The organism is Sphingomonas sp. H160509 (assembly GCF_024124765.2).
Taxonomy (GTDB): domain Bacteria; phylum Pseudomonadota; class Alphaproteobacteria; order Sphingomonadales; family Sphingomonadaceae; genus Sphingomonas.
In genome coordinates this window covers 1,419,553-1,442,382 of record NZ_JAMXSR020000002.1, presented here as the reverse complement: position 1 = coordinate 1,442,382, position 22,830 = coordinate 1,419,553, and the positions used below count along the sequence as shown (strand labels likewise).

The following is a 22,830-nucleotide window of genomic DNA, read 5'->3' as shown; positions in this document are numbered from 1 at the left end:
AACATAGCAAGAACAATCAGAAGCGAACGCCGAGCCCTGCAACTACCTGATGCCGGCTGAAATCCAGGCTCGCCTTGTCGGTGCCGTCGGTGATCTCGTAGCCGTTATAGTCGGTGTAGACATATTCGAGCTTGCCGTAGAAATTGCGTCCGAACGCGGTCTGCACGCCTGCACCGGCATGGAAACCGCTCAGATTGTCCGACACGCGGAAATTATCCTGGGGAAAGTCACGGTCCGAATAGCCGATGCGGATCTGGCCGTTCGAATAGCCGCCCTTGATGTACAACACCGTGTTGGGGTTCAGCAGGAAGCCGCCGCGTACGCCTGCCGTCAGGTTGCGGCCGGGGGTAAGGCACGTTTCCGTCCCGTTGCCAGGGAAGCACTGCTCGACGCTCGATCCCTCGATGCCGCCATAGACGCCTAGCATCATGTCGGTGTTCACGACCATGTCGTAGCCGAGTTCGCCACCATAAGTGACGCCGCTCTTGCCCTCGCGTACGCTCGCCGAGTCGTCCGCGGTCTCGACGTTCAATTCGGTGATCACGCGGTCGTACCCGATGCGCGGCTCGGCACGGAAGCCGCTGACGCCGTCGGTTGCGCCGTAGCCCGGTCCGGCATCGCGACCGAAATCCCGCCCGGTGTCGGACTGTGCGAACGCAGGCGCCACCGGCGTTGCGGCGAGTGCCGCGATAAGCATGAACTTGTACATTCGACGATGTCCCCTTTGGACCGGCCCCCAGCCGATCCCACGCCGGGTTCATGGATTCGACGTGCCTACCAGACGGTTAATTCGGTGGTGAAACATTCGTTTTCGATCTGTTTGCACCGGTGCGAATGATCGCTCGCAGAGGTGCGGCAGAGCGCCTAGGGCAGAGAAATGACGGAACAGATCACAACGGTGGAGCGCGCCTTCGAGTTAGCAAGATCGGGTGCGTGCAACTCGGTCAACGACTTGCGCCAACGACTGCGGCGCGAGGGGTATGACGCGGTGCATCTCCATCTGCACGGGGCTTCGATCAACAAACAGCTCGTCGACCTGATCCACGCCGCCAAGGGCTGACCGTCTGGTCGTGCATACGCCGCGACGCGGCCCGCCACCCGGCGAGCCGCGCAACGCCGGTCACTTCTGTGCAAGCTCGATCGACTTCGGCAATTTCAATCCGGCTTCTGACCATTGCGCGGCGGTCTGGCAGGTTTTTCGTCCGATCAGGCTTCCGGTCGCAGCGGGTTCGGTCAGGCAATATTGGTGGGTCTTCGCATCGTATTTGAGGACCGTCTGCTGCGGGCGGGCAGGTGCTGCAACGGCGGGCGCGCTGGCGACGAGTACGGTAGCGAGGGCCAGGCTCTTCAGGATCATCGAGGTCATGGTAGCGTCCTTCAGTAGGTGAGACGCGCCCGGCTGGGCGGTATCTCGACTACTGCATCGACCGTGCCAGTTGGGTAATACAGCAGTACACAGCGGTGAAGGTGTTCAGTCAGCAAGATATTTTCGCCAGTTCCTGACGCAGTTCCTGTCCGTCCTGACTGGTGGGATGCGCCACAACTTGGCAAAAATTGCAGCAGATTGGGAAGGGCGGTATTTGGTACTCGTCGCTCTTTCGCACGCCAGGCAGGGGGCGCAGCAGCTAGCCGGGGACGGGAAGGCAGGGGGAGTTACCAGAGCCCCTCAAACAAAAGGTTCAGCGCTCCAGCAGCCGCGGCATCAGTTCGACGAAGTTGCAGGGGCGGTGACGGCTGTCGAGCTGGTCGCGAAGGATGCCGTCCCAGCCGTCCTTCACCGCGCCGGTCGAGCCGGGCAGCGCGAATATGTAGGTGCCGTGCGACACGCAGGCGCACGCGCGCGACTGGACGGTCGAGGTGCCGATCGTCTGATAGCTCAGCATGCGGAAGAGTTCGCCGAAGCCCGGGATCATCTTCTCCGCGACCTGTTCCACAGCCTCCGGGGTAACGTCGCGGCCTGTAACGCCGGTGCCGCCTGTGGTGATGATGCAGTCGACCTCAGGGTCACCGATCCACGCGTGCAGGCGCGAAACTATCGTCTCGACATCGTCCTTCTCGATCCGGCGGTCGGCGAGAACGTGACCCGCCTCGGTCAGCCGCGCGACCAGCGTATCGCCAGAGCGATCTTCGGCAAGCCCACGCGTATCCGACACCGTCAGCACGGCAATCCGCACCGGCAGGAAAATCCGGCTTTCATCGATCGGCATGAAGCTCAGTCCGCACGCGTGACGGTGGTAGACTGCGGACCGACGCTGGCATTCACCGCGACGGTGGCATTCAACGGCGCCGTGCTGGCCCGGTACTGCGTGTACGGCTTGGCCGCCATCCGCACCGCGGTTGCACCCGGCAGACCGGGGAAGCGCGGCCACATGCCCTGCGCCAGCGCGTTGCGGCTGGTCGACGCCTTCTTGCCGCCCTGCGCCTCGTACATCCAGTAGTTGCGCAGCACGGTGGTGACGTAGCCGCGCGTCTCCCAATACGGGATGCTCTCGATATACATCAGCGGATCGCCGTTATCGTGGACGATCGCGTTCCAGTCGCCGACCGGGCGCGGGCCTGCGTTATACGCCGCGATCACCTTGGGCAGCAGCCCGCCGGTGACGCCTGCCATGTCGCGCAGCCGCTCGAGATGGCGCTGGCCGACATCCATGTTGGTGCTGGGCTTGGTCAGCGCTTTCACGTCGATCGAGGTGCCACGCTCACGCGCGAAGTCGGTCGCGGCGGCGGGCATGATCTGCATGAGGCCATACGCGCCGGCCGGGCTCTTGATCGTGTTGCGGAACCGCGATTCCTCGAGCGTGTGCGCATAGACCAGCGCCTTGTCGATGTGCCAGCCGCTGTCCGGCGTCCAGTTCGGCGTCGGATAGCGTGCCTCGGCGGTCGACGTGACCCCCTGCGGGCAGTTGTGCGCAAGCCACACGGTCGTCGCAGGCAAGCTCAGCGCTTCCGCCACGCGGACCAGGTTGGCGAACTCGCGCGGATCCCCGATCTTCGCCTGCTGGCGGATCACGGTATCGGCCAGGTCGGTCTCGCCGACTTCAACTAGGGCGGCGGCGACGCGGACGTTAGGACGCTTGCCGACGACCTTCCAGTCGCTGGCCACGAGCCCGCCGACGGACGTGCCCTTGTCCTTCATCGCAAGCTGCTGGCGCGCAAGCTGGCCGTAGAAGCTCTCGCCGAACTGGGCCGCAGCCTTCAGTCGACCCTCTATCTTGTCGGGGCGCGAGCACACCATGTCCGCACGCGACGCCCAGTACAAAGCCGCCGCGCGGAGATCGACATCGCCGGCCCGTGCCGCAACACCCTCGAACCCGGTCTCGGCATTCGCGCAGTCGTTCTGCCGCCATGCCGAAAGAGCGCCGACCCAGCGGCCCTGGACCGCCCAGTCGCCGACGCCGTCCTGTGCCTTTGCCGCCATCACGCGCGCGTTCACGTCGTCGCCCTGGAGGAAATAGATCCACGCGATCTTCTGCTGCCATTCGGTCAGCGCCTCTGGGGTGAGGCCGGGCGTGCTGTCCAGCAGCGACTGCGCTTCGCGACCCATGTCCGCCTTGACGTAAGGCTGCATCTTCAGCGCAAGGTCGGCGGCGATCATGTCGCCCTGCAGGCTTTTCGCACGGACGCGACGCGGCGCGCCGTCCTGCCAGATAAGCCGCTGTGCCGTGGGGGGGGGGCAGGTCGACCGCGCCCCGTGTCATCGCAAGGCGCGAGATCTGTGCGGCTTCGGGGAGTTCGGGCGCTTCGTTGAGCAGCGCGACCAGCGGCTCCATCTCGACGCGGGGCGAGCCCTTTGCCGTATACATCTCGGCGCGCGCGATCGCGTGCAGCGGACCGGGCTTCATCGTGTCGAGCCCGATCTGTGCGTCGGTCCACTTGCCGTCGCGGATCGCCGCGAACACGGTCCTGTAGGCCTCGCGCTGGCTCGCATCGAGCTGGTCGGGGATCTGCTCGATCGTCGGTGCGCCGATCAACTGCGTCGTGCCGAGCCGCGCGTCGCCAGCGGGCTCGCCGGCAACGGTCGCCGCGAGTGCTGGGAAGGGGGAGGGCGCTGAGCCCCAGAACGATAGCTAGAGTCCGAATCATCTCACACCCTCTTGCGACGTCAGTCCGCGCATCAGCATCTGCAAATCCTTCCAGGCCTCGGCCTTGGCCGCGGGCTTCTCGATCAGAAACCGGGGGTGAAAGCTCGCGACCACGCCGGTCTCGTCGGAAGCTTTGCCAGACGCCGAACCGGACCCCGGTTCTCCGGTCTTATGGTTAAATCCGTGTAAACGCCCGCGTGCCGCCTGTAATTCCGTCCCGAGGATCGCACGGCTCGCCGCATTGCCCAGCAGCAGCAACCGCTTGGGCGCAACCAACCCAATGTGATGCTTGGCGATTTCCGACAGCCGAGCCTCGACCTCGCTCTGGATCCGCCCCGCTGTCGGCCGCTTTGCGCAGACCGCCGCGAGATGCACTTCGTCGCGCGTCAGACCGATCGCCGCGAGCATCTTGTCGAGCAGCCGTCCCGATGCGCCACTCAGCAACGCGCCAGCATCGCCATCATCGCGGTCGGGGCAATCGACAAGCACCATGACCGTAGCGTCAGCCGGACCTACGGCAGCGAGGGAAACTCCGCTCCACTCCGCCTCGGGAACCTCCGCGCTGCTCCGCCAGGCCAGGAAATCGGCCAGCAAATGGGGCATTGCAAACGGTGCGACGACTGGTGCAGCAGGCGCAGCGGCGGGTACGACAAGCGGTTCGGGCGTCGCGAACCAGTCGCGCGGGACGTCGTCGACCAGCGTGTCGACGCCAGCCTCATGCCACCAGTCGAGCGCGCTCGCCGCTGTATTTCGCCAGTCGATGGTTTGGTCCGCCCCCCACGCGGTAACCTATGCTGCACGGTTGACGTGGCGGTCAACTCGCGCAATCGCCATATTGGACAAGATGGTGCCCGCCCAAGCCCGAACGAAGGGTGGGGCGCAATGCTGAAGGCAAGAGGGGACATCCCCCGGGAGACGATGATGACGACACGTGAATCGATGCCGTACGACGTGGTGATCGTTGGCGCTGGCCCGGCCGGTCTCTCGGCAGCGATCCGCCTGAAACAGCTGGCCGCCGCGAAGGACGCCGAGATCAGCGTCTGCGTGCTCGAAAAGGGCTCCGAGGTCGGCGCGCATATCCTGTCCGGCGCGGTCATCGATCCCAAGAGCCTTGACGAACTGCTGCCGAACTGGCGCGAGGACGGCTGCCCGCTCGCCGAAGTGCCGGTGACCGAGAACCATCACTGGATCCTGACCAAGACGAAGAAGAGCGAGATGCCGCACTTCGTCACGCCCTCGTTCATGCACAACAAGGGTACGTACACCGGGTCGCTCGGCAATCTCTGCCGCTGGCTCGCGGGCAAGGCGGAGGAACTCGGCGTCGAGATCTTCCCGGGGTTCGCCGCGGCGGAAATCCTGTTCAACGAGGACGGCTCGGTAAAGGGCGTCGCCACCGGCGACATGGGCGTCGCGCGCGACGGCACGCACAAGGGCGACTACACCCCTGGCCTTGAACTCCACGCCAAATACACCTTCTTTTCGGAAGGGTGCCGCGGTCACCTTACCAAGGAACTGATCCGGACGTTCGCACTCGACAAGGACAGTGATCCGCAGGTGTACGGCCTCGGCATCAAGGAGCTGTGGGACATCGATCCCGAACTCCACGTCCCCGGCCGCGTCATCCACACGCAGGGTTGGCCGTTGTCCGAAACCGACGGCTCGAACGGTGGCGGCTGGATCTATCATCAGGCGAACGGCCAGGTCTCGATCGGCTTCGTCACGTGGCTGAACTACACCAACCCGTATCTCTCGCCGTTCAGCGAGATGCAGCGCTGGAAGACGCATCCCGAGATCGCCGCGCTGCTGAAGGGCGCCAAGCGCGTCAGCTACGGCGCGCGCGCGATCAGCGACGGCGGTTTGCAGTCGATCCCCAAGCTCGTGATGCCCGGTGCCGCCCTCATCGGCGACAGTGCCGGCTTCCTCAACGTGCCGCGGATCAAGGGTACGCATACCGCGATGAAGTCCGGCATGATGGCCGCCGAGGCCGCGGTCGAGGCGATCGTCTCGCAGCGCGGCCATGACGAGCTCGCCGCCTATCCCGAGGCGTTCGAGAAGTCGTGGGTCAAGAAGGAGCTGTCGGTCGTCCGCAACGTCGTGCCGCTGGTCAAGAAGTTCGGCGACCTCGTCGGCTCGGGCCTCGCCGGCGTGACGATGTGGGCGGAGCATCTCGGCATCAAGGTGCCTTTCACGATGCACCATCACCCCGACAATGAGAGCCTGTGGCGCAAGGATCTCGTCAAGCCGATCGTCTATCCGAAGCCCGACGGCGTCCTGACGTTCGATCGCCTCTCGTCGGTGTTCGTCTCGAACACCAACCACGAGGAGGACCAGCCGGTCCACCTGACGCTCAAGGACGCGAGCGTGCCGATCGCCTACAACCTGCCGATGTACGACGAGCCCGCGCAACGCTATTGCCCGGCCGGCGTTTACGAAGTCGTCGGCGAAGACACGGCCGATCCGAAGTTCGTCATCAACGCGCAGAACTGCGTCCACTGCAAGACCTGCGACATCAAGGACCCCACCCAGAATATCAACTGGGTCGTACCCGAGGGCGGCGGAGGCCCCAATTATCCCAACATGTAAGTGTCTGTTTTTAGCCCTAGGTCTTGCCGTGGCGGCGCCTGCCACGGCTGCGCCGGCTGATCTCTCGGCCTATCTGAAGGCCCGCGTCGCCGACGCCGCCGGCCAGCCGGACCTCGCAGCGGCCAGCTACGCCAAGGTGCTGGCGGCATCGCCCGACGATCCCGTCGTCGCGATCCGCGCCTATCGCGAGGCGCTGGAGGCCGGCGACGTGCCGCTCGCCACCCGCGCCGCCGCGGTGCTGAACAAGGCCGGCGTAGCCCCCGCCGACGCCGCGCTGATCCCGCTCGCCGATGCCGCCCGCCGCAACGATGCGAAGGCCGCAAGCGCAGCGATCGTCACGTTGTCGAGCGGCCCCCTCGTGGTTCTCGCGCCCTCGCTCTACGCGTGGGTCGCACATGCCGAGGGCCGCGACCCCGAACCATCGCTAGCGACCGCAGCAAAAGACCCCGTCGCCAACCGCTTCGCCACCGAAACGCGTGCGCTGATCGCCGCGGCACCGCGCAGGCAAACGCTGTCGATCGGCGTCTCGCGCCTGCTCGCCCGCCTCGCCAGCGACCTCAGCGCAGGCGAACCCTCGCCACTCTCGATCGCACTGACCCAGGCAGCCCTGCGCGCCGACCCGAGTTACGACGCGGCGCGCGTCCTCCTCGCCGATGCGCTCGCCCGCAACAAGCTGGTCGACCGCGCGCTCGTCGTGCTCGACGGCGTCGACGCCGAGAGCCCTTCCGCACCGGCCGCCGCCGCCGAACGCATCGACATCCTCGCCACCGCCGACCGCAACGGCGAAGCGCTCGCCGCCGCCAAAAACCGCGTCGACCAGAAGGGTTCGGAGCCCGCCGACTGGCAACGCTACGCCGACCTGCTGCTGACCACCGGCAACCCCGCCGAAGCGGCGACCTGGTACCAACGTATCATCGCCGCCGACGGCGCGAAGGGTGGCAGCTGGGGCAATTGGCTGCAATATGGCGGCGCGCTCGACCAGGCCGGTCGCTGGCCCGAAGCGCGCGATGCACTGGAAAAAGCCGTCGCCCGCGGCCCCGCGCAACCACTCGCACTCAACTATCTCGGCTTCGCGCAAGTCGAACACGGCGACGACATCCCCGCCTCGATCAAACTGCTCGAACGCGCCAGCCGGATCGATCCCACCAACGCGTCGATCACCGACTCGCTCGGCTGGGCCTATCACCTCTCCGGCGACACCGCCCGAGCGCCTCCCCCTGCTCGAAACCGCCGCACAGGCCGAACCCACCAACGCCGAGATCGCCGACCACCTCGGCGACTCCTATTGGAGCGTCGGCCGAAACTACGAAGCGCGCTACGCCTGGCGCGCCGCGCTCCTGACCGCCGAACCCGGAGACACGGCGCGCATAACCGCCAAGATCGCCAACGGCCTCCCACCCAAAGCCAGCCGCTAAAATCCCTTTTCCGCCGGGGAGGGAAGGGCCACGCAAGTGTGGGAAGGGGTGAGGACAAGGCGAGCCACGGCGAAGGGGCCGCTTCGCGAGATCACAATTAATTCTGAGTGGCGGACGAGCCGCGGAAGCGATCGCGACAACGCCCCCAACTGGCGAGGTGCACGGCATCTCAGGTCCGCCGTCATCCTGACAAAAGTCACGATCCAGAGCCAAGCACGGCACCATTCGTTACCCTGGATCCTGACTTTCGTCAGGACGACGCGCTTAAACCCGCAGACATCACGCGTATTACGCTAAGCTGCGCTGGAACCCTTCGCCGCCAAACCCCGAGACCGACAATGCCCGCCATCACCGAACCCGCCCCCGCCAAGATCAACCTGGCCCTCCACGTCCGCCGCCGCCGCCCCGACGGCTACCACGACCTCGAAACCCTCTTCGCCTTCGCCACCGACGGCGACCTGGTCACGGTGGAACCCGCCCAAACCAACAGCTTCACCATAACCGGCCCCTTCGCCGCAGCACTCCTCCCCGTCCAGAGCATTACCCCGACCTCGAACACCACCCCGGCGAAGGCCGGGGCCCAATTGGGGGTGAACAATGACGAAGCACCCCGCTCGTCCAGCACCACTCCAAGCGCCGCCCCCCTGGCATGGCAACTTGGTAACCGCCGCAGCAGACGCCTTCACCACCGCGTTCGCCCCCCGAGGCCTACCACTCCATAACCCTAGAAAAGCACCTCCCCATCGCCTCGGGCATAGGCGGAGGCTCGGCCGACGCCGCCGCCACGCTCCGCGCGCTGGCCCGGCTCCACGGCATAGCCCCAACCGACCCCCGCCTCCACGAAATCGCCGCAAAGCTCGGCGCCGACGTCCCCGCCTGCCTCGCCAACCGCACCACGCTCGGCACCGGCAAGGGCGACACCCTCACCAATCTCGAAGGCCTGTCCGGCACCCCGCTCCTGCTCGTGAACCCAGGCGTCGCGGTCTCCACCGCAGCCGTCTTCAAGACCTGGGACGGCCACGATCGAGGCCCGATTCCCGAAGGCAATCTCCTCGACCGCGCCCTCGGAGGCCGCAACGACCTAGAACCCCCCGCACTGGCGCTTGCCGCCGTAATCGCCGAAGTCCGCGCGCTCTTGGACGCAGCCCAAGGCGTCCTCCTGTCCAGAATGTCCGGCTCCGGCGCTACCTGCTTCGCCCTGTTCGAAACCCCCGAAGCCAGAGACACCGCCACCGCCGCCGCGCAAGCCAAAGGCTGGTGGACCCTCGCAACGAAGCTCGCCTGATCGATCGATAGGCGGCGGCACCTTCGAAGCTGGCCGCCGCCTCGCCGCCACCGCCCGTCATCCTGACGAAAGTCAGGATCCAGAGCCGCAAACGAAACCGCCCGTCCCAGACATCCTTCAGAATCGCGATCCGTTGGCTGTCCAAACCCCGCGTCCAAACAACCCGAACCGATCTCGACCTAGATCTCGACCTAAACGCCCACACCGCGGATCCCGCCCCTCGTCGGTCATCCCGAACATGTCCGGCATTATACCCCCCCAACCAGAGCACCTCCCCGGCGAAGGCCGGGGCCCAGTTGGGAAACGCTCCTGACGACAGACGCACGCCGTCACGCCAACCTCTCCACTTGGACCCCGGCCCCGGCGGGGAGGGTGCACTTGTCCGAATCGTGTCCGCATCGAACGTCTTCCAACGCCTGCAACTCAATGAACTCACGACTCCGTGGGCCTGAAGCTTCGAGCATGCAGACCGGCGGATGCCAGACTGACGCCGTCCCCTTACCCAACGGGCCCTGCACGACCCCACCGCCGCAAATTTCCCCAACAAACCTATCGTTCCCCACTTGTTCCAAAAAGAACAAAGAGAATACATGCTGTTTGACGCGTTGAATGGCACGCGCGCTTGCTTTAGCGATGGGAGCATATTCGATGGCCGCTAATCTGAAAGTGATCGACACCGGCATGGCAACCGCAACCAACGACCGGCAGAAGGCGCTCGACGCCGCGCTCGCGCAGATCGACCGCGCCTTCGGCAAGGGCTCGGCGATGCGCCTGGGCTCAAAGGAAACCATGCAGGTCGAGGTCATCTCGACCGGCTCGCTCGGGCTCGACATCGCACTCGGCGTCGGCGGCCTGCCGCGCGGCCGCGTGATCGAGATCTACGGTCCGGAAAGCTCGGGCAAGACCACGCTCGCGCTCCACGTGATCGCCGAAGCGCAGAAGGGCGGCGGCACCGCGGCGTTCGTCGATGCCGAGCACGCGCTCGACCCGGTCTATGCCAAGAAGCTTGGCGTCAACATCGACGAGCTGATTGTGTCGCAGCCCGACACCGGCGAGCAGGCACTCGAGATCGTCGACACGCTGGTCCGTTCGAACGCGATCGACGTGCTCGTCGTTGATTCGGTCGCAGCGCTAGTGCCGCGTGCTGAAATCGAAGGCGAGATGGGCGACAGCCATGTCGGCCTCCAGGCCCGCCTGATGTCGCAGTCGCTGCGGAAACTGACCGGCTCGATCAGCCGCTCGCGCTGCATGGTGATCTTCATCAACCAGCTCCGCATGAAGATCGGCGTCATGTACGGCAACCCCGAGACGACGACCGGCGGCAACGCGCTGAAGTTCTACGCCTCGGTCCGCCTCGACATCCGCCGCATCGGCGCGATCAAGGCCGGTGAAGAGGTCACGGGCAACCAGACCCGCGTTAAGGTCGTCAAGAACAAGGTCGCCCCGCCGTTCAAGCAGGTCGAGTTCGACATCATGTACGGGCAGGGCGTCTCCAAGCTCGGCGAGATCCTCGATCTCGGCGTGAAGGCGGGCCTCGTCGAGAAGTCGGGCGCGTGGTTCAGCTATGACAGCGTCCGCCTCGGTCAGGGTCGCGAGAACTCGAAGACGTTCCTCAAGGACAACCCCGAAACCGCCGACCGCCTCGAAAAGCAGATCCGCGCGCGCACCGACAAGGTCGCCGAAGAAATGATGGCCGGCCCCGAAGAAGGCGACGACGCGTAACCCTACTTTCCCTCTCCCTCAGGGGAGAGGGAGGGACCCATTGCCTTCGCAATGGGAGGGTGAGGGCACGCGGTGGCGGCACGCTTCATGGCTTACGGCTCAAGCTGCCAAGGATGCGCGCGGCCCACAGTTCAGCGAGTGGCGAAATGGCACCCCGCTAACCCATCCTCAGCACCACCCCGGCGAAGGCCGGGGCCCAGTTGGCACGACCCTGCAAATAAATCCCGCGCTCAACCAAGCTCTTTAGGGCAATGACTCCAAATTCTTAAACGAGCCCGCGCGCCGCATTTTCTCCCCGCGAAGGCGGGAGCCCAGTCTGAATCCCCGTCTTCGCAGGAAAACAACGCTACTGATGTCAGTATGCTCGCCTACATCGGACCGCAAAACACCGCTTCACAAATGCTGCGCCAGCGTCTGCACTTTGTGCACTTTGTGCACTTTGTGCACTTCGGACCCAATGTACCGATTATATAAGACCCTATAGACCGTCTAATCGTCCCCCCCGCCCGAGCATGAAACGGATCAGCGATTGACCACCGCCTACGACTGGACCGGCAGAATAGGCGATGTCTGGGCCGAGGAATGGCACCGAACCGACCGCAGCTTCACCAACCTAACCCCGTATCTAAACGCCGCGATTCTGTCCGCCGCCACCCCCCAAACCCGAAAGATCATCGACATTGGCTGCGGCGCTGGCGCCACCACGCTAGCCACCGCGCAAGCTCTGCCCAACGCGACCGTAACCGGCATCGATCTCTCACCAAACCTGATCGAGATCGCCAAACACCGCGCCAAAACCGCATTCAACGCCCGCTTCGAGTGCGCAGACATCACCGCCGCCGCCCCGAACCACGCCCCAATCGACCTCTACGTCTCCCGCCACGGCGTAATGTTCTTCGCAGACCCCGTCGCCGCTTTCACCACTTTGGCCGAAGCCGCCGCCCCAGACGCAACGCTCGTCTTCTCCTGCTTCGCCGACCGTGCCGCCAACCGCTGGGCCACCGAAATCATCACCGCGACCGGCGGCAATGCAGACACCTCCAGCCACCACCGCACCCGGGCCCTTCGCTTTCGCCGACCCGACCTACGTCGCGAGCATCCTCGAAAAATCCGGCTGGCATGTCGCGTCACCCGAGCGTGTCGAATTCGCCTACCGGGCAGGGGAGGGGCGCCGACCCCGTAGCCGACGCCGTCGACTATTTCAGCCGCATCGGCCCAGCCGCCTCCGCCATCCGCGACGCCGCCCCCGAGGAACGCGAGCGCCACATCGCGCGTCTCACTCAGGTCTGCGACCGGTACCGAAGCGGCGACACGGTGGAATTCCACGCGGCCGCCTGGATCTGGACCGCGCGCAAATCGTCCGAATAAAAAACAGGGGGTTCAGCATGATCATCGTCCACCACCTCGAAAACTCGCGATCGCAGCGGATCCTGTGGATGCTCGAGGAACTCGGCCTTCCCTACGAGATCAAGCGCTACGAGCGGAACAAGGCAACGATGCTCGCCCCGCCCGAACTCAAGAAGGTCCACCCGCTCGGCAAGTCGCCGGTGATCGAGGATGACGGCCAGGTGGTGGCCGAGACCGGCGCGATCGTCGAATATCTCGTCGACAAGGCGGACGACAAGCTCGGCGCCCCCGCCAACCGCGCAGACGCGCTGCGTTACCGCTTCTGGCTCCACTATGCGGAAGGCTCGATGATGCCGCCGCTGCTCCTGAAGCTCGTCCTCGCGCGCATCCCGATCCTGGGCAAGGCGGCGACCAAGAAGATCCAGCCGATGATCGACGTCCACCTCGACTATGTCGAATCCGAACTGTCGCAGCGCCCCTGGTTCGCCGGCGCCGAGATGACCGCCGCCGACATCATGATGAGCTTTCCTTTGGAAGCCGCGCGCAGCCGCGGCGGTCTCAACGAGTCCCGTCCCGCGACGATCGCTTGGCTGGCAAAGGTCCACGCACGCCCCGCGTATCAAGCAGGGCTAAAAAAAGGCGGCCCCTACGCTTACGCCTGACCCGCCGCGATAGGGTCTGAAGGTACCTGAACCCCTCCGTCATCCTGGGCTCGACCCAGGATCCAGAGCCACAGACACCGGCGCTCGTGGCTCTGGATCCCAGCGTTCGCTGGGATGACGGAACAGTGGTGCGACGCTCGGTGCAAGCGTCGATCCTAAACCTGTCCCGGCCCAATCTTCTCGTAGCTGTCCACATCCACCTTCGGCCCATGCCCGGTCGGCGCATGCGGGAAATCCCGATCGGCAGGCTCCCGCTCGTCGAGCCCGCCCTCCCATTTCGCGACCACGGTCGCCGCCACCGCATTCCCGATCACGTTCGTCGCCGAGCGCCCCATGTCGAGGAAATGATCCACTGCCAGAATCAACAGGATCCCCGCCTCCGGGATCTTGAACATCGACAGCGTCCCCGCGATCACCACCAGCGATGCGCGCGGCACGCCCGCGATGCCCTTCGACGTCACCATCAGCACCAGCAGCATCGCGATCTGCTGCCCGATCGGCATGTGGATGCCGTACGCCTGCGCGATGAACAGCGACGCGAACGTCATGTACATCATCGACCCGTCGAGATTGAACGAATAGCCCAGCGGCAGCACGAAGCTGGCGATCCGCGGGGGGCACGCCGAACCGGTCGAGCGCCTCCAGCGTCCGCGGATATGCCGCCTCGGACGATGCCGCGGAGAAGGCGAGGATCAACGGATCGCGAATATAGCGCACCAGCAACCGCGTCCGCGGACCGATCAGCAGGAACGCGATCCCGATCAGCATCGCCCACAGCAGCGCAAGGCCGATATAGAAGCTCAACATGAAATAGCCGAGCTGACCAAGGATGGTCGGCCCCCGCTCGGCGAGCGTCGCGGTCACGGCGGCGAACACCGCGAACGGCGCGAACCGCATCACGTAGTTGGTGATCTGCAGCATCACCGCAACAAGTGCCTCGATCGCCTTGACCAGCGGCGCGGCCTTCTCGCCGACCGCGGTGATCGCGACGCCGACGAACACCGAGAACACGACGATCTGGAGGATCTCGTTGCCCGCCATCGCCGCGATCATCGAATCGGGGACGATATGCGTGATGAACTTGGCGAGATCGAACGTAGCGCGGTCGACGCCGCTCGACGCGGTCGCCGGCGGGATCGCGAGCGCGAGGCCGACGCCCGGCTGCAACACGTTGACGAGGATCAGGCCCAGAGTAAGCGACAATAGGCTCGCGCAGATGAACCAGCCGAGGCTGCGCAACCCGACCCGCCCAAGCGCACCGGTATCGCCCATATGCGCGATGCCCACGACCAGCGTCGAGAACACCAGCGGCGCGATGATCATCTTGATCAGCCGGAGGAACAGCGTCGTCACGATCGAGAAATAGCCGGCGATGTCCTTCAGCCGTTCGGCGGACTCGGCCGTGCCATTGTCGATCGACGCGTTCAGGATCCAGCCGACGACCATACCCGCGACGAGGCCGAACAAGATGTAATAGGTTAGCCGCTTGGCCATTAATCGCTCCCGAGAAGTGCGAACAGGGAAGGGGATTGCGGCGCCCGGGTCAAGGACCCTATCGTCCGACGATGTCGACCGCACGCCACAAGCCCGCCTTCAGCCCCTCGCGTCGCGACCTGCTGAGCCTCGCCATCGCGGCGCCGTTGCTGTCGACCAGTGCGATCCTCCGCGCCGCCGAGCCGGACCTGTCGGCGCTGTCCGACATCACCGGCACGACCCGGCCGATCGACGCCACCGAACGCGCCGCGCGGCTGGTCCGCGCGCAATCGCTGATGAAGGCGGCGGGCATCGGCGCAGTGCTGATCGAGCCGGGATCGTCGATGATCTACTTCACCGGCGTCCGCTGGCACACGAGCGAGCGGCTGACGCTGGCGATCCTCCCGGTCGAGGGCGAACCGTGCATCGTCACGCCGTTCTTCGAGGAGCCGTCGGTGCGCGAGACGCTCGCCGTCCCCGCCGAGGTGCGCGTCTGGCAGGAGGACGAGAACCCGCTCGTCGTGGCCGCCGGCTTCCTTCGCGACCGCAAGCTCGCCGCGCGGCCAATCGGGCTTGAGGCGGAGGTACGCTATTTCGCCTATGCAGGCCTTCAGCTCGTGTTGCCGGAAGCAAAGATCGTATCCGCCGACCCGGTCGTCCGCGCCTGCCGGATGATCAAGACCCCCCGCCGAGATCGCGCTGATGCAGACCGCGACCGAGGTCACGCTCGCCGCCTATCGCTGGACCAAGCCGCGCGTCGAGAAGGGCATGACCGGCACCGAGATCGGCGCGCTGATGAACGCCGCGACGAAGAAACTCGGCGGCGCGCCCGAGTTCGCACTCGCACTGATCGGCGAGGCGTCTGCCTATCCGCACGGCAGCCGCGAAATTCACCGCGTCGCCGACGACCAGGTCGTGCTGATGGACTGCGGCTGTGCGGTGCAGGGCTATCAGTCCGACATCTCGCGCACCTGGGTGCACGGCGCGGCAACTGTCGACCAACGCAAGACGTGGGACCAGGTCGCCCGCGGCCAACAGATCGCATTCGCCGCCGCGAAGATCGGTGCACCCGCCGGCAGCGTCGACGACGCGGTCCGTCGGCATTACGAGACGCTTGGCTATGGGCCGGGGTACAAGCTCCCCGGCCTGTCGCACCGCACCGGCCACGGCATCGGCATGGACGGCCATGAACCCGTCAACCTCGTCCACGGCGAGACAACGAAGCTGGCGGCGGGGATGTGCTTCTCCGACGAGCCGGGGATCTACATTCCCGGGAGGTTCGGCGTGCGGATCGAGGATTGCTTCCACATGACCGATGCGGGCCCCTAAATGGTTCAGCGAGCCGCCTAAGTCGATCGATGCGCCGTTGGGGTAGGGGACCTTCACGATAGCGCCACCACCCCGGCGAAGGCCGGGGCCCAGTTGGAAAGGTGGTAATAATCGAGCGCAGTCCTTCGTTAGCCACGTTCCCCAACTGGGCCCCGGCCTTCGCCGGGGTGGTGTTGCTCTTGTTGAATTGCAGCGCTTTCTTGTTCTCCCGCGAAGGCGGGAGCCCAGTCTGGATCCCCACCTTCGCGGGGAAACAAGCTCTCTTCGTTTCAGTCGGATGCGTGCAGCGCCGGCGTCCGCCGACACCCTCTCTACTGCATGGCCCTTACACACCTCCACTTGAGCGAACCGCCCCGCTCGCCTAAGTCCCCGGCATGACATCGACGAACGACATCCGCCGCGGCTTCCTCGACTATTTCGGATCGCAGGGGCACCAGATCGTGCCCTCCGCACCGCTCGTGCCGCAGAACGACCCGACGCTGATGTTCGTCAACGCCGGGATGGTGCCGTTCAAGAACGTCTTCACCGGCCTCGAATCGCGCCCCTACACCACCGCGACATCGTCGCAGAAATGCGTTCGCGCCGGTGGCAAGCACAACGATCTCGACAATGTCGGCTACACCGCGCGCCACCACACCTTCTTCGAAATGCTCGGCAATTTCTCGTTCGGCGACTATTTCAAGGAACAGGCGATCGTTCACGCCTGGACGTTGCTCACCCGCGAATGGGGCCTGTCGCCCGATAAACTGACCGCCACCGTCTACCACACCGACGACGAGGCGTTCGATCTCTGGGAGAAGGTTGCCGGCCTCCCCGATCACCGCATCATCCGCATCCCGACCAAGGATAATTTCTGGTCGATGGGCGACAACGGGCCGTGCGGGCCGTGCTCCGAGATCTTCTACGACCACGGCGATCACATCTTCGGCGGCCCTCCCGGCAGCCCCGACGAAGATGGCGATCGTTTCGTCGAGATCTGGAACCTCGTGTTCATGCAATACGAGCAGGAGAACGCCGAGATCGTCGGCAACCTGCCCAAGCCCTCGATCGACACCGGCATGGGGCTCGAGCGCATCGCTGCGGTCATGCAGGGCGTCACTGACAATTACGACACCGACACGTTCAAGGCGCTGATCGCGGCGTCGGGCGCGCTGACGCACACCGCGACAGACGGCGCCAACACCGCCAGCCACCGCGTGATCGCCGATCACCTGCGCACCGCCGGTTTCCTGATCGCCGACGGCGTGCTGCCCGCGAGCGAGGGCCGCGGCTACGTCCTGCGCCCGAATCATGCGCCGCGCGATGCGCCATGCGCACATCCTCGGTGCCAAGCAGCCGTTGATGCACCGGCTCGTCCCCGCGCTCGTCACCGAGATGGGCGCCGCCTATCCCGAACTTTCTCGCGCACGCCCGCTGATCGAGGCAACGTTGCAGCAGGAGGAAACGCGCTTCCGCCAGACGCTCGACAAGGGGCTGAAGCTGCTCGACGAGGCGACCACCGGGATGACAGACGGCACGCTGGCGGGCGACGTCGCGTTCAAGCTCTACGACACCTACGGCTTCCCGTACGACCTGACCGAGGACGCGCTGCGCGAACGCAACATCGCGGTCGACCGCGAAGGCTTCGACACCGCGATGGCCGAGCAGAAGCGCGCCGCCCGCGCCGCCTGGAAGGGATCGGGCGCGAAGGCTTCGGACGACATCTGGTTCGACATCGTCGAGCAGACCGGCGGCACCGAATTTCTCGGCTACGCATCGGATACAGGCGAGGGGCGAAGTCGTCGCACTGGTCAAGGACGGCGCGCGCGTCGACCACGCGACCACCGGCGACGCCATCGCGATCGTCGTCAACCAGACGCCGTTCTATGGCGAGAGCGGCGGACAGGTCGGCGATGCCGGTCACATCTCGAACGACACCGGCCTGCACGCGAACGTCACCGAGACGTCGAAGCAGCTCGGCCGCGTGTTCGTGCATCACGCGATCGTCGAGTCCGGCGAGATCAAGGTCGGCGATCCGGTCAAGCTCCGGATCGACGTCGCGCGCCGCGCACAGATCCGTGCCAACCACTCCGCGACGCATCTCCTCCACGAGGCCCTCCGCGAGCGTCTTGGCACGCACGTCGCGCAGAAGGGCAGCCTCGTCGCGCCCGACCGCCTGCGCTTCGACTTCTCGCAGCCGGTCGCGATGACCCCCCGCCGACATCGCGCAGGTCGAGGCCGACGTGAACGCGCAGGTCCGCGGCAACGGCGCGGTGACGACGCTGCTGATGACCCCCGACGACGCGATCGCGATGGGCGCGATGGCGCTGTTCGGTGAGAAATACGGCGACGAAGTCCGAGTCGTGTCGATGGGCTCGACCGAGGATGGCACCTACTCGATCGAATTGTGCGGCGGCACGCACGTCAACGCGCTCGGCGACATCGGCTTGTTCAAGGTCGTCGGCGAAGGTGCGGTCTCGAGCGGCATCCGCCGTGTCGAAGCGCTCACGGGCGAAGCGGCGCGCGCGTACTTGACCAGCCGTGACGACCGCCTGCGCGAGACGGCGGCAGTGCTGAAATCGACCCCCCGACGAGGTCCCGGCGCGCGTCGCATCGCTGCTCGAAGACCGCCGCCGCCTCGAACGCGAACTCGCCGACGCGAAGAAGGCGCTCGCGCTCGGCGGTGGTGGATCGGGCGAAGCGGCTGGGCCGGAACAGGTCGGCGGCGTCGCGTTCATCGGGCAGGTGCTTAACGACTTCGAGGCGAAGGGCCTGCGCGGCGCGGTCGACGAAGCCAAGCAGCGCCTGGGTTCCGGCATCGCGGTGATGGTAGCGATCAACGATGGTCGCGCTTCGGTCGCGGTCGGTGTGACAGCGGACTTGGTCGCCAGCCACAACGCCGTCGACCTGCTCAAGATCGCGGTCTCGACGCTAGGCGGGCAGGGCGGTGGCGGCCGTCCCGACATGGCGCAGGGCGGTGGGCCTGATGGCAACAAGGCTGCGGAAGCAGTTGCGGCGGTGCGCGCAAAGCTGGAGGCGGCGGGGGGTCTAAAACTCGCCGACGTCGCACCCAACTCCAAGCAATGTTCCCTCGCGCACGCGGGGGAACAGCTAAGTACCGCTAGCTGCCCTGACTCATGGACCCCCGCCTCCGCGGGGGCAACGGCGGCCGCTCTGATGAAGTCATCCGCTAAAAATAAGCACCACCCCGGCGAAGGCCGGGGCCCAGTTGGAAAGGTGGCAATAACGGAGCGCTGTCCTTCGTTACTACCGTCGCCCAACTGGACCCCGGCCTCCGCCGGGGTGGTTCTTCCTTCGGTTACTAAGCGCCGGCGTGAAACGAGGCTCAGCCCCCACGCACCTTCGCCAGCGTAGTCCCAGCGGTAATCGCCTCGATATCCGTCACTAAGTGCAACATCCGCACCCCGCCCCGCGACATCGCCCGATCCAGCGCCCCCGCAAAATCCTCAGTCCGCTCGACGGTTTCTGCCCAACACCCATAAGCCCGCCCCAGCGCGGCAAAGTCCGGGTTCCGCAGCGCCGTCCCCGAAACCCGCCCGGGATACTCGCGCTCCTGATGCATGCGGATCGTCCCATACCCGCCATTATCCACGACCAGCACCAGCATGTCCGCGCCGTGCGCGACCGCGGTTGCCAGTTCTTGGCCGTTCATCAGGAAACACCCGTCCCCCGCGAGCGCGACCACAGTCCGCTCCGGATGCCGCAACGACGCCGCGACCGCGGCCGGGACCCCGTACCCCATAGCTCCGGCAGTCGGGGCAAGCTGAGTCCCCGGCCCGGCATAGGCCCAATACCGATGCCACCAGCCCGAGTAATTTCCTGCGCCGTTGCAGATGATCGCATCCGCCGGCAGCCGCTCGCGCATCGCCGCCACGCAAGGTCCCAGGTCCATCCCCAGATCGCGCGGCGCCGGCGTCGACCAGTCGAGCCACTCCGCATGCGCCTCCTGTCCAGCAGTCCGCGGCGGCAGGTCGACCACCAGCAGAGCCTCGGCAAACTCTTCCATCCCCGCACATACCGCGACATCGGCGCGGTACGCCCGATGCAACTCGTCGGGATCGGGATGGACGTGGATCAGCCGCTGCCCCGGATGATCGGGCGTGATGAGCGCATAACCATCGGTCGTCGCCTCCCCCAGCCGCGGCCCGACAACCAGCAGCAGATCCGCTGCCTTCACCCGCTCGACCAGCTTCGGATTGGGCCCATACCCCAAATTCCCGGCCCAAACCGGGCAGTCGTTCGGAACAGCATCCTGCCGCCGAAACGCCGCCGCCACCGGGATGCCGTTACGATCCGCCCAGGTCGAGAACGCCCCCGACGCCGCTACATCCCAGCCCGCACCCCCGACGATCGCCACCGGCCGCTCCGCCGTCGTCAGCAGATCGGCAAGCAAGTCCATCGTGTCGACGTCGCAGCCTTGCGCCACCCGCTCTACCCGCGGCCGATCGACGGCATCTACCACATCGAGCAGCATGTCCTCGGGCAGCGCGAGCACCACCGGCCCAGGCCGCCCCGACATCGCGGTCGCATAGGCGCGCGCGACATATTCCGGGATCCGCCGCGCATCGTCGATCCGCGCCGCCCATTTCGCGATGGGCGCAAACATCGCCTGAAAATCGATCTCCTGGAACGCCTCGCGGTCGCGCGTGCCGCGGTCGATATCGCCCACGAACAGGATCATCGGCTGCGAATCCTGCATCGCCACATGGACGCCGATCGACGCGTTGGCCGCACCCGGCCCGCGCGTCACGAACGCCACTCCCGGCCGATGCGTCAGCGTCCCGTCCGCGCACGCCATGAACCCGACACCGCCCTCCTGCCGACACACCACGAGGTCGATCGCCGGCGTATCGTGCAACGCGTCGAGCACGGCGAGGAAGCTCTCCCCCGGCACGGTAAATATTCGGTCGCAGCGCTGTGCGACGAGTTGGTCGACCAGGATGCGGCCGCCGGTGCGTGGTGTGATCATCGCTGCATCCTGCCGTCCGTTGCGCGCGAAGTCGAGACGCGGTTACGCTGGCATCGAAGCCGGGACCAACCCGACTCGCCCGGAGAGGATCATGACCGACTTCACCACCATCGCCAGTGGCTTGCGCTTTCCCGAAGGTCCCGTCGTGATGCCCGACGGCAGCGTCATCCTCGTCGAGATCGAAGCCGGTCGCATCGCCCGCATCGCTCCCGACGGTACCAAGTCCACGGTTGCAGAACCCGGCGGCGGCCCCAACGGCCTCGCGGTCGGCCCGGACGGCAAGCTTTATTGCTGCAACAATGGCGGCTTCGCGTGGCGCGAGGCGAACGGCTTCCTCACCCCGCACGGCCAGCCCGACGACTATTCGGGCGGCCGGATCGAACGGATCGATATCGCCACCGGCGCGGTCGAGATCCTCTACAAGGACGGCGATTTCGGCTGCTCGCTGCGCGGCCCCAACGACATCGTCTTCGATTCGCACGGCGGCTTCTGGTTCACCGACCACGGCAAATCGCGCGACCGCGCCCGCGACATCACCGGCATCTTCTACGCGAAAGCCGACGGCAGCCATTTGGAAGAAGTCATCTTCCCGAGCGAAAATCCCAACGGTATCGGCCTCTCGCCGGACGGCACGCAGCTCTACGCGGCGGAGACGTTCACCTGCCGCCTGATGGCGTTCGACATCGTCGCGCCCGGCAAGGTCGCCAGCGCCTCGGGCACGCCGCTCTATCGCCCCGCCGACTACAAGTTCTTCGACTCGCTCGGCGTCGAGGCATGCGGCAACATCTGCGTCGCGACGATCGGCGAATGCGGGATCAGTGTGATCTCGCCCGCCGGGGAGCTGGTCGAATTCGTCGCGACCGACGACGTGTTCACGACGAACATCTGCTGGGGCGGCACGGACGGCATGGATGCGTACATCACCTGCTCAGGCAGCGGCCGGCTGGTGAAGACGCGGTGGAAGCGGCCGGGGTTGAAGCTGGCGTACTGAAGCTACTGTATCCTCCCCCGCCAGGGGGAGGTGGCTGGCGCTTGCCAGACGGAGGGGGAGGCACGCGAAACCTCTGTTCCGTATCCTCCCCCTCCGTCACCTTCGGCGCCACCTCCCCCTGGCGGGGGGCGGATCGTAAGATGTCGATCTAGTCGAAGTTGCCGACCGAGCATCGCCGCCGTATGCGAGGCCAAAGACCATAGGAGAATGCATGGCGAACAAGCGCTACACCGATGCGGCGACGGCACTCGAAGGCGTGCTGTTCGACGGCATGACGATCTGTGCGGGCGGGTTCGGGCTGTGCGGCATCCCCGAGCGGCTGATCGACGCGATCGAGGCGTCGGGCGTGAAGGACCTGACGATCGCCAGCAACAATGCCGGGATCGACGGGCAGGGCTTGGGCAAACTGCTCCGCTCTCGCCAGGTGAAGAAGATGATCTCGTCCTATGTCGGCGAGAACAAGGAATTCGAGCGGCAATATCTCAGCGGCGAACTCGAGGTCGAGTTCTGCCCGCAGGGGACGCTCGCCGAACGCTGCCGGGCAGGGGGGCGGGCATCCCCGGCTTTTACACCAAGACCGGCGTCGGCACGCAGGTCGCCGAGGGCAAGGAGACGAAGGTCTTCGACGGCCAGGAATACATCCTCGAACGCGGCATCCGCGCCGATCTGAGCATCATCAAGGGCTGGAAGGCCGACGAGAGTGGCAACCTCATCTTCCGCAAGACCGCGCGCAACTTCAACCAGCCGATGGCGACCGCGGGGAAGATCTGCGTCGCCGAGGTCGAGGAGATCGTCCCCGTCGGCAGCCTCGATCCCGACACGATCCACCTGCCGGGCATCTACTTGAAGCGGATGATCGTCGGCGCGCCTTACGACAAGCAGATCGAGTTCCGCACCGTCCGCGAGCGGGTCTCCGCGTGAACCACCCTCGGTTCTCCTGCGCACGCAGGAGCCCAGGGTCGCGCGCGCTGC

At 65.8% G+C, this 22,830-nt stretch carries 16 protein-coding genes and 5 pseudogenes; 14 read left to right on the top strand and 7 right to left on the bottom strand.

The features are described from left to right. Nucleotides 1-16 precede the first annotated feature (16 nt). A complete protein-coding gene (locus NHF48_RS08730) occupies nucleotides 17-709 on the bottom strand; it encodes an outer membrane protein (protein ID WP_253070859.1) in 693 nt (230 codons plus the stop codon). A 168-nt stretch (nucleotides 710-877) separates the two neighbouring features. On the opposite strand from NHF48_RS08730, the gene NHF48_RS08725 reads away from it, so the two are divergent. Beyond that, nucleotides 878-1,060 carry a hypothetical protein gene (locus NHF48_RS08725; protein WP_056057360.1) on the top strand — a complete coding sequence of 61 codons (183 nt, stop codon included), beginning with the start codon at nucleotides 878-880 and terminating at the stop codon, nucleotides 1,058-1,060. A gap of 60 nt (nucleotides 1,061-1,120) precedes the next feature. On the opposite strand, the gene NHF48_RS08720 is transcribed toward NHF48_RS08725, so the two are convergent. The 3 genes from NHF48_RS08720 to NHF48_RS08710 form a co-directional block, all read right to left on the bottom strand. Then, nucleotides 1,121-1,366 (bottom strand): hypothetical protein, encoded by a 246-nt coding sequence (locus NHF48_RS08720; protein WP_253070858.1) that lies wholly within the window; start codon nucleotides 1,364-1,366, stop codon nucleotides 1,121-1,123. A 313-nt stretch (nucleotides 1,367-1,679) separates the two neighbouring features. Then, nucleotides 1,680-2,207 (bottom strand): molybdenum cofactor biosynthesis protein B, encoded by a 528-nt coding sequence (moaB, locus tag NHF48_RS08715; protein WP_056047163.1) that lies wholly within the window; start codon nucleotides 2,205-2,207, stop codon nucleotides 1,680-1,682. A gap of 5 nt (nucleotides 2,208-2,212) precedes the next feature. Continuing rightward, complete coding sequence (locus NHF48_RS08710) at nucleotides 2,213-3,595, bottom strand: lytic transglycosylase domain-containing protein (protein ID WP_342454612.1); 1,383 nt, start codon at nucleotides 3,593-3,595, stop codon at nucleotides 2,213-2,215. Nucleotides 3,596-3,821: 226 nt separating this feature from the next. Between NHF48_RS08710 and NHF48_RS24905 the strand changes: the two genes are divergently transcribed. Next, nucleotides 3,822-4,052, top strand: a complete 231-nt coding sequence (locus NHF48_RS24905) for a hypothetical protein (protein WP_342454611.1) — start codon at nucleotides 3,822-3,824, stop codon at nucleotides 4,050-4,052. A 27-nt stretch (nucleotides 4,053-4,079) separates the two neighbouring features. Here NHF48_RS24905 and NHF48_RS08705 read toward each other — a convergent pair whose 3' ends face one another. Beyond that, complete coding sequence (locus NHF48_RS08705; protein WP_253070857.1) at nucleotides 4,080-4,574, bottom strand: uracil-DNA glycosylase family protein; 495 nt, start codon at nucleotides 4,572-4,574, stop codon at nucleotides 4,080-4,082. Here NHF48_RS08705 and NHF48_RS08700 point away from each other — a divergent pair. From NHF48_RS08700 to NHF48_RS08660, 8 genes and pseudogenes are all read left to right on the top strand, one after another. Beyond that, nucleotides 4,573-4,971, top strand: a complete 399-nt coding sequence (locus tag NHF48_RS08700; RefSeq protein ID WP_253070856.1) for a hypothetical protein — start codon at nucleotides 4,573-4,575, stop codon at nucleotides 4,969-4,971. The genes NHF48_RS08705 and NHF48_RS08700 overlap by 2 nt on opposite strands. Nucleotides 4,972-5,003: 32 nt before the next feature. After that, complete coding sequence (locus NHF48_RS08695) at nucleotides 5,004-6,665, top strand: electron transfer flavoprotein-ubiquinone oxidoreductase (protein WP_253070855.1); 1,662 nt, start codon at nucleotides 5,004-5,006, stop codon at nucleotides 6,663-6,665. A 28-nt stretch (nucleotides 6,666-6,693) separates the two neighbouring features. Beyond that, nucleotides 6,694-8,181: a tetratricopeptide repeat protein gene (locus tag NHF48_RS08690; protein WP_253070854.1), complete on the top strand. Its 1,488-nt coding sequence runs from the start codon at nucleotides 6,694-6,696 to the stop codon at nucleotides 8,179-8,181. Nucleotides 8,182-8,418: 237 nt separating this feature from the next. Further along, a pseudogene (locus tag NHF48_RS25885) lies at nucleotides 8,419-9,365 on the top strand (4-(cytidine 5'-diphospho)-2-C-methyl-D-erythritol kinase). A 648-nt stretch (nucleotides 9,366-10,013) separates the two neighbouring features. Beyond that, a complete protein-coding gene (gene recA, locus NHF48_RS08675) occupies nucleotides 10,014-11,087 on the top strand; it encodes a recombinase RecA (protein ID WP_056047175.1) in 1,074 nt (357 codons plus the stop codon). Nucleotides 11,088-11,616: 529 nt separating this feature from the next. Then, nucleotides 11,617-12,270, top strand: a complete 654-nt coding sequence (locus NHF48_RS08670) for a class I SAM-dependent methyltransferase (RefSeq protein ID WP_253070853.1) — start codon at nucleotides 11,617-11,619, stop codon at nucleotides 12,268-12,270. Continuing rightward, nucleotides 12,225-12,455, top strand: a complete 231-nt coding sequence (locus NHF48_RS08665) for a hypothetical protein (protein WP_253070852.1) — start codon at nucleotides 12,225-12,227, stop codon at nucleotides 12,453-12,455. The genes NHF48_RS08670 and NHF48_RS08665 overlap by 46 nt, the downstream gene beginning before the upstream one ends. A 17-nt stretch (nucleotides 12,456-12,472) precedes the next feature. Next, nucleotides 12,473-13,096, top strand: coding sequence for a glutathione S-transferase family protein (locus NHF48_RS08660; RefSeq protein ID WP_253070851.1), 624 nt, complete (start codon nucleotides 12,473-12,475; stop codon nucleotides 13,094-13,096). A 155-nt stretch (nucleotides 13,097-13,251) separates the two neighbouring features. Here the strand turns inward: NHF48_RS08660 and NHF48_RS08655 are convergent. Further along, nucleotides 13,252-14,590, bottom strand: a pseudogene (locus NHF48_RS08655) (dicarboxylate/amino acid:cation symporter). A 71-nt stretch (nucleotides 14,591-14,661) separates the two neighbouring features. Here NHF48_RS08655 and NHF48_RS08650 point away from each other — a divergent pair. Both NHF48_RS08650 and alaS read left to right on the top strand, forming a co-directional pair. Next, nucleotides 14,662-15,944: pseudogene (locus tag NHF48_RS08650) on the top strand (M24 family metallopeptidase). 328 nt (nucleotides 15,945-16,272) lie between these two features. After that, nucleotides 16,273-18,910 (top strand): annotated as a pseudogene (gene alaS, locus NHF48_RS08645) (alanine--tRNA ligase); the annotation flags it as partial. A 313-nt stretch (nucleotides 18,911-19,223) separates the two neighbouring features. Here the strand turns inward: alaS and NHF48_RS08640 are convergent. Then, the gene (locus tag NHF48_RS08640) at nucleotides 19,224-20,867 is read right to left on the bottom strand and encodes a thiamine pyrophosphate-binding protein (RefSeq protein ID WP_253070850.1); all 1,644 of its coding nucleotides are present in this window, start codon (nucleotides 20,865-20,867) and stop codon (nucleotides 19,224-19,226) included. Nucleotides 20,868-20,958: 91 nt separating this feature from the next. Between NHF48_RS08640 and NHF48_RS08635 the strand changes: the two genes are divergently transcribed. Together NHF48_RS08635 and NHF48_RS08630 are read left to right on the top strand one after the other, a co-directional pair. Beyond that, nucleotides 20,959-21,858 carry an SMP-30/gluconolactonase/LRE family protein gene (locus tag NHF48_RS08635; RefSeq protein ID WP_253070849.1) on the top strand — a complete coding sequence of 300 codons (900 nt, stop codon included), beginning with the start codon at nucleotides 20,959-20,961 and terminating at the stop codon, nucleotides 21,856-21,858. 211 nt (nucleotides 21,859-22,069) lie between these two features. Beyond that, nucleotides 22,070-22,779, top strand: a pseudogene (locus NHF48_RS08630) (CoA transferase subunit A). Nucleotides 22,780-22,830: the final 51 nt, after the last annotated feature.

Excerpts from the sequence above, each read along its gene's own strand:
- NHF48_RS08730 (WP_253070859.1), bottom strand. The coding sequence starts at position 709 with ATGTACAAGTTCATGCTTATCGCGGCACTCGCCGCAACGCCGGTGGCG.
- NHF48_RS08725 (WP_056057360.1), top strand. The coding sequence starts at position 878 with ATGACGGAACAGATCACAACGGTGGAGCGCGCCTTCGAGTTAGCAAGA.
- NHF48_RS08720 (WP_253070858.1), bottom strand. The coding sequence starts at position 1,366 with ATGACCTCGATGATCCTGAAGAGCCTGGCCCTCGCTACCGTACTCGTC.
- moaB (WP_056047163.1), bottom strand. The coding sequence starts at position 2,207 with ATGCCGATCGATGAAAGCCGGATTTTCCTGCCGGTGCGGATTGCCGTG.
- NHF48_RS08710 (WP_342454612.1), bottom strand. The coding sequence starts at position 3,595 with ATGATCGCCGCCGACCTTGCGCTGAAGATGCAGCCTTACGTCAAGGCG.
- NHF48_RS08700 (WP_253070856.1), top strand. The coding sequence starts at position 4,573 with ATGACCGTAGCGTCAGCCGGACCTACGGCAGCGAGGGAAACTCCGCTC.
- NHF48_RS08705 (WP_253070857.1), bottom strand. The coding sequence starts at position 4,574 with ATGGTGCTTGTCGATTGCCCCGACCGCGATGATGGCGATGCTGGCGCG.
- NHF48_RS08695 (WP_253070855.1), top strand. The coding sequence starts at position 5,004 with ATGACGACACGTGAATCGATGCCGTACGACGTGGTGATCGTTGGCGCT.
- recA (WP_056047175.1), top strand. The coding sequence starts at position 10,014 with ATGGCCGCTAATCTGAAAGTGATCGACACCGGCATGGCAACCGCAACC.
- NHF48_RS08660 (WP_253070851.1), top strand. The coding sequence starts at position 12,473 with ATGATCATCGTCCACCACCTCGAAAACTCGCGATCGCAGCGGATCCTG.
- NHF48_RS08640 (WP_253070850.1), bottom strand. The coding sequence starts at position 20,867 with ATGATCACACCACGCACCGGCGGCCGCATCCTGGTCGACCAACTCGTC.
- NHF48_RS08635 (WP_253070849.1), top strand. The coding sequence starts at position 20,959 with ATGACCGACTTCACCACCATCGCCAGTGGCTTGCGCTTTCCCGAAGGT.